Source organism: Polyangium sorediatum (genome assembly GCF_029946465.1).
GTDB lineage: Bacteria > Myxococcota_A > Polyangia > Polyangiales > Polyangiaceae > Polyangium > Polyangium fumosum.
Genome location: NZ_JARZHI010000004.1, coordinates 393,310 through 400,820 on the forward strand (window position 1 = coordinate 393,310; position 7,511 = coordinate 400,820).

Annotated in this window: 6 protein-coding genes and 1 pseudogene; all 7 read left to right on the plus strand. The window is 70.2% G+C overall.

Features of this window, described 5'->3' with window-relative positions; genetic code table 11:
- The first annotated feature begins 82 nt into the window (after positions 1–82).
- Positions 83–859, plus strand: a complete 777-nt coding sequence (locus tag QHF89_RS07810; RefSeq protein WP_136965734.1) for an RDD family protein — start codon at positions 83–85, stop codon at positions 857–859.
- The gene (locus tag QHF89_RS07815) at positions 856–1,821 is read left to right on the plus strand and encodes a stage II sporulation protein M (protein ID WP_136965733.1); all 966 of its coding nucleotides are present in this window, start codon (positions 856–858) and stop codon (positions 1,819–1,821) included. Before QHF89_RS07810 ends, QHF89_RS07815 begins: the two co-directional genes overlap by 4 nt.
- A complete protein-coding gene (locus QHF89_RS07820) occupies positions 1,818–2,618 on the plus strand; it encodes a hypothetical protein (RefSeq protein WP_136965732.1) in 801 nt (266 codons plus the stop codon). The genes QHF89_RS07815 and QHF89_RS07820 overlap by 4 nt, the downstream gene beginning before the upstream one ends.
- The gene (locus QHF89_RS07825; protein ID WP_136965731.1) at positions 2,615–4,921 is read left to right on the plus strand and encodes a DUF4350 domain-containing protein; all 2,307 of its coding nucleotides are present in this window, start codon (positions 2,615–2,617) and stop codon (positions 4,919–4,921) included. Before QHF89_RS07820 ends, QHF89_RS07825 begins: the two co-directional genes overlap by 4 nt.
- Positions 4,918–5,883, plus strand: a complete 966-nt coding sequence (locus tag QHF89_RS07830) for an AAA family ATPase (protein WP_136929552.1) — start codon at positions 4,918–4,920, stop codon at positions 5,881–5,883. Before QHF89_RS07825 ends, QHF89_RS07830 begins: the two co-directional genes overlap by 4 nt.
- 7 nt (positions 5,884–5,890) lie before the next feature.
- A complete protein-coding gene (locus QHF89_RS07835) occupies positions 5,891–7,210 on the plus strand; it encodes a DUF58 domain-containing protein (RefSeq protein ID WP_136965730.1) in 1,320 nt (439 codons plus the stop codon).
- A 24-nt stretch (positions 7,211–7,234) separates the two neighbouring features.
- Positions 7,235–7,511 (plus strand): annotated as a pseudogene (locus QHF89_RS07840) (hypothetical protein); the annotation flags it as partial.

The following is a 7,511-nucleotide window of genomic DNA, read 5'->3' on the forward strand; positions in this document are numbered from 1 at the left end:
CCGCTCCCTCTGGGGGGTCATGTCGTCGAAGACGTCGACACCCTTTGACCCGCACCCCTCCTTGTGATGTCATCCGGGCGCCATGGCCGAACAGGCCCGACGCCTCCAGCCGATCGACACCACCGCGGAGATCGAGACGCCCGAGCACGTGCGGTTCCATTACCCCGTGGCCGGCCCTGCTCGCCGCGTCGTCGCCTGGGCGCTCGACTGGCTGATTCGCGGCGCCGTCCTCCTCCTCTTCGCCTTCATCGCCCTCCTGGGCGGCCTCGCCGTCGGGGACGCCGTCTCCGGCCTCTCCACCGGGTTCCTCCTGGTCATCCTTTTTCTTCTGGAGTGGGGGTATTACACGCTCTGGGAGGTCGCTTGGAATGGCCGCACCCCGGGCAAACGCGCGCTCGATCTGCGCGTCGTCTCCGTCCATGGCCATCCTTTGCGGACGGGCGACAGCTTCCTCCGCAACCTCCTCCGCGCGGCGGATTTCCTCCCCCTGGGGTATGCCATCGGCCTCGTCGTCATGGCCCGCGACAGCCGGTTTCGACGCCTCGGCGACATGGTCGCGGGCACCATGGTCATCGTCGAGGAGCGCCGCGCCGTCGCCTCCGCGCTTCGTATCGATCCTCCGCCCACGCCGAAGGAGCTCGCGAGCCTCCCCCAGCGCCTCCCGCTCTCGGGCGACGAGCTCGAAGCCATCGAGCTCTTTCTTCGCCGCAAGGAGGGCCTCGGCCCTGCGCGGGAAGAAGAGCTCGCGGCCATGGTCGCGCCCCTCTTCGCGAGCCGCATGGGCCTCCGGAACAAGGACTCCGCGCGCCTCCTCGCCTTGCTCCACGCCCGCGCCAGCGAGCGCAGGAGGCCGCTGTGAAGAGCCAGGACGAGATCGTCGCGGCGCGGAGCGCCGATTGGCGCGAGCTCGAAACCCTCGTCTCGCGCGCCGAGGCCCTCCACCACCTCGACGGCCCGTCCATCTCCCGCGCCGCGGCGCTGTACCGGGCCCTCTCGGGTGACCTCGTCCTTTGCCGCGCCCGCTGCACGCCCGACCTCGTCGCGTACCTCGACAACCTCGCCGGCCGCGCGCACAGCGCCCTGTACGGCGCCGAGCCGTTCCCTCTTCCGGCCTTCGGGGCCTTCCTCACCCGCGAATTTCCCCGGGTGCTCCGCAAGAATGCGTCGTTTTTCGCCCTCGCCGCCGCGCTCTTCTTGATCCCCTGCGCCATGGGCATTGTCCTCGCCCTCCTCGTGCCCGACGCGGCGTCGCAGATCCTCCCGCGCAGCATGCTCGACGGCATGGCCGACATGTATTCGAAGGGCTTCGACGAGGGCCGCGGCGAGGGGGCCGATTCCGCGATGGCCGGGTTTTACGTCAGGAACAACGTCGGCATCGCGTTTCGTTGTTTCGCCACGGGCATCTTCTTCGGGCTCGGCAGCGTCTTTTACCTCATCTACAACGGGCTCAACATCGGCATGGTCACCGGTTGGGTCACGGCCGCCGGGTTTGGCCGGAACATCGGCACGTTCATGTGCGGCCATGGCCCCTTCGAGCTCACGGCCATCGTCGTCGCGGGCGCCGCGGGGCTCCGCATGGGGCATTCCCTCGTCGTCACGCATGGCCGCACCCGCCTCGGCTCCCTCCGCGAGAGCGCGCCCGACATCGTTTGCCTCGTCGTGGGCGCGGCCGTCATGTTGCTGATCGCCGCCGCCATCGAGGGCTTCTGGTCCCCCTCGGCCGCGCCGCCGCCCGTGAAATGGGCCGTCGCCGCCCTCTTCTCCTTGCTCGTCACGGCGTATTTCGTTTTCGCCGGACGTGAACGCGGGCAGGCACCTTGAACCTCGGCGACGCCGCGATCGTCCTGCGCCCGCGCAGCCTCACCGAGGTCATGGACCTCGCGTTTCGCCTCTGCTTCTCCCTCGCGTTTTCCCTCTACGCGCGGCTCACCCTTGTTGCCATCGTCCCGCTCCTCGCCGGGTGCCTCGCGCTCCGGTATGCGCTCGACGCTTCCTGGCTCCTCGTCTGGCTCGCGGCCTTCCTCACCGTGCCCTTCGTCGAGGCCCTCTTCACCGTCGCCGTCAGCCAAATCATCTTTTCGCCCTCGATCACCCCGCGCACGGTCTTTGCCCTCTTTCGCAAGCGGCTCGGCGCGTTGCTCGGCTCGTTCGTCCTTCGCATCGTGGGCCTCGTGATCGGCGTCGTCACGTTCCTCCTGCTCCTGCCCTTCGTGGGCATTCGCCTCCTGCTCCTCGACGAGGCTTGCATGCTCGAAGGCCTCTCCGGGATGCGCGCGTATGAGCGCGCCCAGCGCCTCGTCGCGAGCCGCACCGGGGACGCGTTCCTCGTCCTCCTCATGCTCCTCGGCGCCCGATTCGGTGGTGTCCTCACGGCGGAACTCCTCTTCGACGGGCTCGTGAACGACCTCCTCCAGTTCGGCCGTCCTTTGGGCTGGTTCTTCCACGACGGTGGTTCGCTCGCGGCCCTCGCCGGGTTTTTCCTGGCCGTGCCTTTTGTCTCCACGGCGCGATTCCTTTATTACATCGACACCCGCACGCGGGAGGACGGCTGGGACATCCAGCTCCGTTTCACCGCGATCCGCGCGCGGGCCGCCCAGGAGCGCAGGAGGGCCGCGTGATCAAGTTCGTCGTGCTCCTCTCGATCCTCGGCGCGAGCCCGGTCTACAACGCCGACGAGCGGGTCCGCGAGGTCCTCACCGACCCGCGCTATCGGTTCTGCCACGAGGACGAATATCCCCTCGGCGAGGACGAGCGCGCCTTTTGTCCCCTCGTCGGCGAGACCAGCGAGGTTTGTCCTTCGCTCCCCGCCGCCTGCCGCAAGCCGTCTGCGTCCATCGAGAAGGGCGGCCCCCCGCCCGGCATCTCCCCGAGCTGCAAGGCGGGCTCCCGCTGTTTGGCCGGACGATCGTCCGGCCGCGATGACCGCACGGCCGTCCGTCGATTCGACGGCTCGTCCAGCAGCGCCTCGGCGGACGGGGCCCCGGGCGACGGGAAGGGCCAGGGTGGCCCCAGCGGTGATGGAGACAGCTCCGGCGCGGGCGCGCCCGGGCAGGACAAGCCCGGCGGCGAGCACGGCAAGGATGGAAGCGGTGAGGTGTCCGGTTCGGGCAAACCCAGCGGCACGGCTGGCCCGGGCAAACCCGGCAGCTCTCCTGGCCAGAGCCCCGGGGCGGGGGAGGGGAAGGGGCAGGCCGACCCGAAATCCGCGGAGCCGCCGCCGCCCGCGCCTCCGGAGCCGGACGACGCCGCCGGCGCGAGTGGCTTCGCGCGGGTCCTCTTTTTCGTCTTGCTCGGCGGCTTCATTGCCTTCGTCGCGTGGATGGTCCTGAAAAACGTCCTCTCCGAGCGCGACGCGCCCGAGGACGAGCCTCTCCCCGAGGATCTGCCCGCGAATGCCCCGGGGCCGCGGCGCGAGGGGCCCCGCGGCCCCGTCGAGACCGACGTCGCGCGCCTGCTCGCCCGCGCCCGCGCGGCGGCCCAGCGCGGCGCGTTCGGGCCCGCCATCGACGACGTGTATGCCGCGCTCCTCCGGCGCCTCGACGGCGACGGCATCATCGAGATCCACGCGTCTCGCACGAACGGCGATTACGTGCGCGCGCTCCGCCGCGAGCGGCCCGAGATCGCCGCCGACATGCGCAGCATCGTCGCGGAGGTGGAGAGCGTTCAGTTCGGATCCCGCGCGGCTTCGGCCGAAGCCTTCGCTCGCATTCATGACCGCGTCGTCCCGATCGTCTCGCGGGCCCTCGGCATCCTCGCCGTGATCCTCGGCCTCTCCGCGACCGTCTCTTGTGGCCGCGTCGCCGCATTGGACGAATCCGACGGCGTCTTCCGCGGCGATACCTCCCCCTCGGGCACGCACGGCGTCGGCGCCATGCTCGCGGCGTATGGTATCGATTTCCGCCATCGCCGCGGGCCCCTCGACAAACTGCCCGACGCAGACGACACGACCCTCCTCGTCTTGCCGGACCTCGACATCTCGGCCGCCGATTTCCGTCGCTTGCAAAGCTGGGTCGAGGCCGGTGGTGATCTCGTCGTCGCGGGGGTCTCCGATCTTCCCGCGTGGGCCGGCGCGTCCCTCGACCTCGATAACGTCAGCGAGGGCGACATCGTCGTCTCCCCGGGGTATCGCGTCGATCTCGGCGAGCTCGTCCTCGCCGTGCCCCGCGGCCCCTCGCTCACCCTCACGGACGCCGAACCCATGCTGGCCCGCTCGAATGGCGTGTATGCGTCCTTCAAGCAGGTCGGCGACGGGCGCGTCATCGTCCTCGCCGACGACAAACTCTTCCTGAATGTCGCTTTGACGGTCGAGGAGAACGCGGCCTTCCTGATCTCCCTCTTCCGCCCGCTCCACCGCGAGGTCGAGCTCTGCGACGCGTGGACCTCCCTCGGCGCCGACACGCCCCTCGAGACCCTGAGCCGCGCGCACCTCTTGCCCATTCTCCTCCAGCTCGTCTTGCTCCTCGGCCTCTTTTTCCTCTGGCAGGGCCGCGCCTTTGGCGTGCTCCGCGACCCGCCCGCGAATCGCCGCCGCGCCTTCGCCGACCACGTCCGCGCCCTCGGCCTCGCCTATGCCCGCGCCGGCGCCTCGCGCCATGCCCTCGGCCTGTATGCCTCGTGGGCCGTCGAGCGCCTCCGCGAGCGTGTCCCGCGCGAGGGCCGCCAGGGGCTCTCCGGGCTCGCCGAGGCCATCGGCGTCCGCGTCGGTAAGCCCACGGGCGAGGTCATGCGTGTCCTCGTGGACGCCACCGAGGCGCAAAAAGAGGCAGCGCCCGCGTCCCTCCGCGCCGGCGAGGTCCCTGGCCGCGCGCGCGGGAAGGACCGGGCGCAGGCCGCTGCCGATTTCGCCGTCATGCGCGCCCTCGACCATTTCCTCGCGCGGACCTCCCGCGAGCGCTCCCGCAAGAAGACCCGAAAAGCATGAACCTGTCCCTCTTCCGCGAAACCTTCGACCGCATCCGCCGCGAGGCGGGCAAGGCCCTCCTCGGCCAGGACGAGATCATCGAGACCACGCTCCTCGCGATCCTGGCCGGCGGCCACGTGCTCATCGAGGGCGTCCCCGGCCTCGGAAAAACCCTGCTCGTCCGCACCCTCGCCCAGGTCTTCGGCGCGAGCTTCCGCCGCATTCAATTCACGCCCGACCTCATGCCGAGCGACGTCACCGGCGGCAACGTCTTCGACCAGAAAGAAGACCGCTTCGTCTTCCACCAGGGCCCGGTCTTCACGCAGCTCCTGCTCGCCGACGAGATCAACCGCGCCCCGGCGAAGACACAATCGGCGCTGCTCGAAGCCATGCAGGATCTCGCCGTCACGACGGACGGCGTCACGCGCCCCTTGCCCGAGCCTTTCCTCGTCATCGCCACGCAAAACCCCGTCGAGTCCCAGGGCACCTATCCCTTGCCCGAGGCCCAGCTCGACCGGTTCCTCGTCAAATTGCACGTCCGGTACCCGGGGGCCGCCGTCGAAAAGCAGATCCTTCGCCAGCACGTCGAGGGCTTCTCCGCGGCCAAGCTCGACCGCGCCGGCCTCGAACGGATCGCCTCCGCCGAGGAGATCCTCGAGATGCGCGCGGCCCTCGGCAGCGTGCGCGTCGACGACGGCATCCTCGAATACATCACCGACCTCGTCGCCCGCACCCGCGCCCATCGCGCCGTCTACCTCGGCTCCTCCCCGCGGGGATCGATTGGCCTGCTCGGATCGGCGCGCGCCCGGGCCGCCAGCGAGGGCCGTGATTTCGTCACCCCCGACGACGTCAAGGCGCTCGCCCCGGCCGTCCTGCGCCACCGCTTGATCCTCCACCCCGACGCCGAAATCGAAGGCACGAGCGCCGACGATTGCGTCGAAGACATCCTGCGCGAGGCGAAGGTCCCGCGCACGGCGGCCTGATTTCGACATGGTCCCCTCGCGCGCGCTCGTCCTCCTGTTCGCGGGGCCGCTCGTCCTCTCCTTTTTTACGCTGCTCGACCGGGGATTGATCGTCCCCATGCTCCTCACGGACGCAGCAATCCTCTTGCTCGCGCTCCTCGACGCCCTGCTCGCGCGGCGCCGCCTCGTCTCCGTCGTCCGCCGCGCCCCGGCCGTGCTCTCGATTGGCCGGCCCAACGTCATCTCCCTCGACGTCCGCTCCCTCGCGCGGCGCAAGCTCCACGTGCGCGTGCAGGAGGAGCTCTTTCCCTCCGCCGAGAGCGAAGAGCTCCCGCTCGAAACGCAGCTCCTGCCGCGCGGGCATGCGACCCTCAAATATCGCGTCACGCCCTCCCGCCGCGGCGCCCATGTCCTCGGCGATCATCACGTCCGGTATCCTTCGCCCCTCGGCCTCTGGATTCGCCAGTACCCCATTTCGGCGCGCTCGCCCGTCAAGGTGTATCCCGACCTCGAAGCCGTCCGCGGCTACGAGCTGCTCGCGCGGCAGGACCGCGACCCGGCCGGCGTCCGCGCCTCGCGCCGCCTCGGCGGCGAGAGCGAGTTCGAGCGCCTCCGTGAATATCGTCGCGAGGACGAATATCGCAGCATCGATTGGCGGGCCACGGCGCGCCGCAAGAAGCTCACCGCCCGCGAGTACCAGCTCGAGAGCGACCAGAACGTCGTCTTCTTGATCGACGCCGGCCGCCTCATGACGGCCGAGTTCGCGAGCCTCTCGCTCTTCGATCACGCCTTGAACGCGACGCTCATGCTCTCGCACGTCGCCTCGCGCGGCGGCGACAAGGTCTCCATGATGGCGTTCGCCGAGGAGGTGCTCGCGTATGCGCCGCTCACGGGCGGCGCCCGCGCGACGCGCAAGATCGTGCAGGCCGGCTACGACATCGAGCCCGACCTCGCCCCCACGAATTATCGAGCTGCTTTCGAGGCGCTCGCCGTCCGCGTGAAAAAGCGGACGCTCGTCGTGCTCTTCACGCAGGTCGTCGACGAGGTCGCCGCCGCCGAGCTCGAAAAGCTCATGCGTGGCCTCATGCCGCGCCATTTGCCGCTCCTCGTGCTTTTGCGCGACGTCGACGTCGACGCCCTCGCGCTGGGGCATTCGGGCGAGGCCGCGGCGCTTGCCGGCGTCGGCCCCTATCTGCGTGGCGCGGCCGCGGAGATCCTCTCGTTTCGCGACAAGCTCGTGCGCCGCCTGAAGCAACACGGCGCGCTCGTCCTCGACGTCGCGCCCGGCGACCTCACGCCCGCGCTCATCAATCGTTACCTCGAAATCAAGGCCCGGCACCTGCTGTAATGCCGGGGGAGACAGGAGCGCGCCATGGGTCGGAGCGTGGGGTTCGGGTTGGTCTTCCTGATGGCATGGGGCTGCGGTTCGCCTGGGGGCTTGCCGGGAACGGTGGAAGGAGGCGGCGGTCAGGGCGGCGCAGGCGGCGGTCAGGGCGGTGCAGGCAGCGGTCAGGGCGGCGCAGGCGGCGGTCAGGGCGGCGCAGGCGGCGGTCAGGGCGGCGCAGGCGGCGGTCAGGGCGGCGCAGGCGGCGGTCAGGGCGGCGCAGGCAGCGGTCAGGGCGGTGCAGGCAGCGGTCAGGGCGGTGCAG

What these genes read in the sequence shown, in the direction of transcription:
- QHF89_RS07810 (WP_136965734.1), top strand. Translation starts at nt 83, where the DNA reads ATGGCCGAACAGGCCCGACGCCTCCAGCCGATCGACACCACCGCGGAG.
- QHF89_RS07830 (WP_136929552.1), top strand. Translation starts at nt 4,918, where the DNA reads ATGAACCTGTCCCTCTTCCGCGAAACCTTCGACCGCATCCGCCGCGAG.
- QHF89_RS07835 (WP_136965730.1), top strand. Translation starts at nt 5,891, where the DNA reads ATGGTCCCCTCGCGCGCGCTCGTCCTCCTGTTCGCGGGGCCGCTCGTC.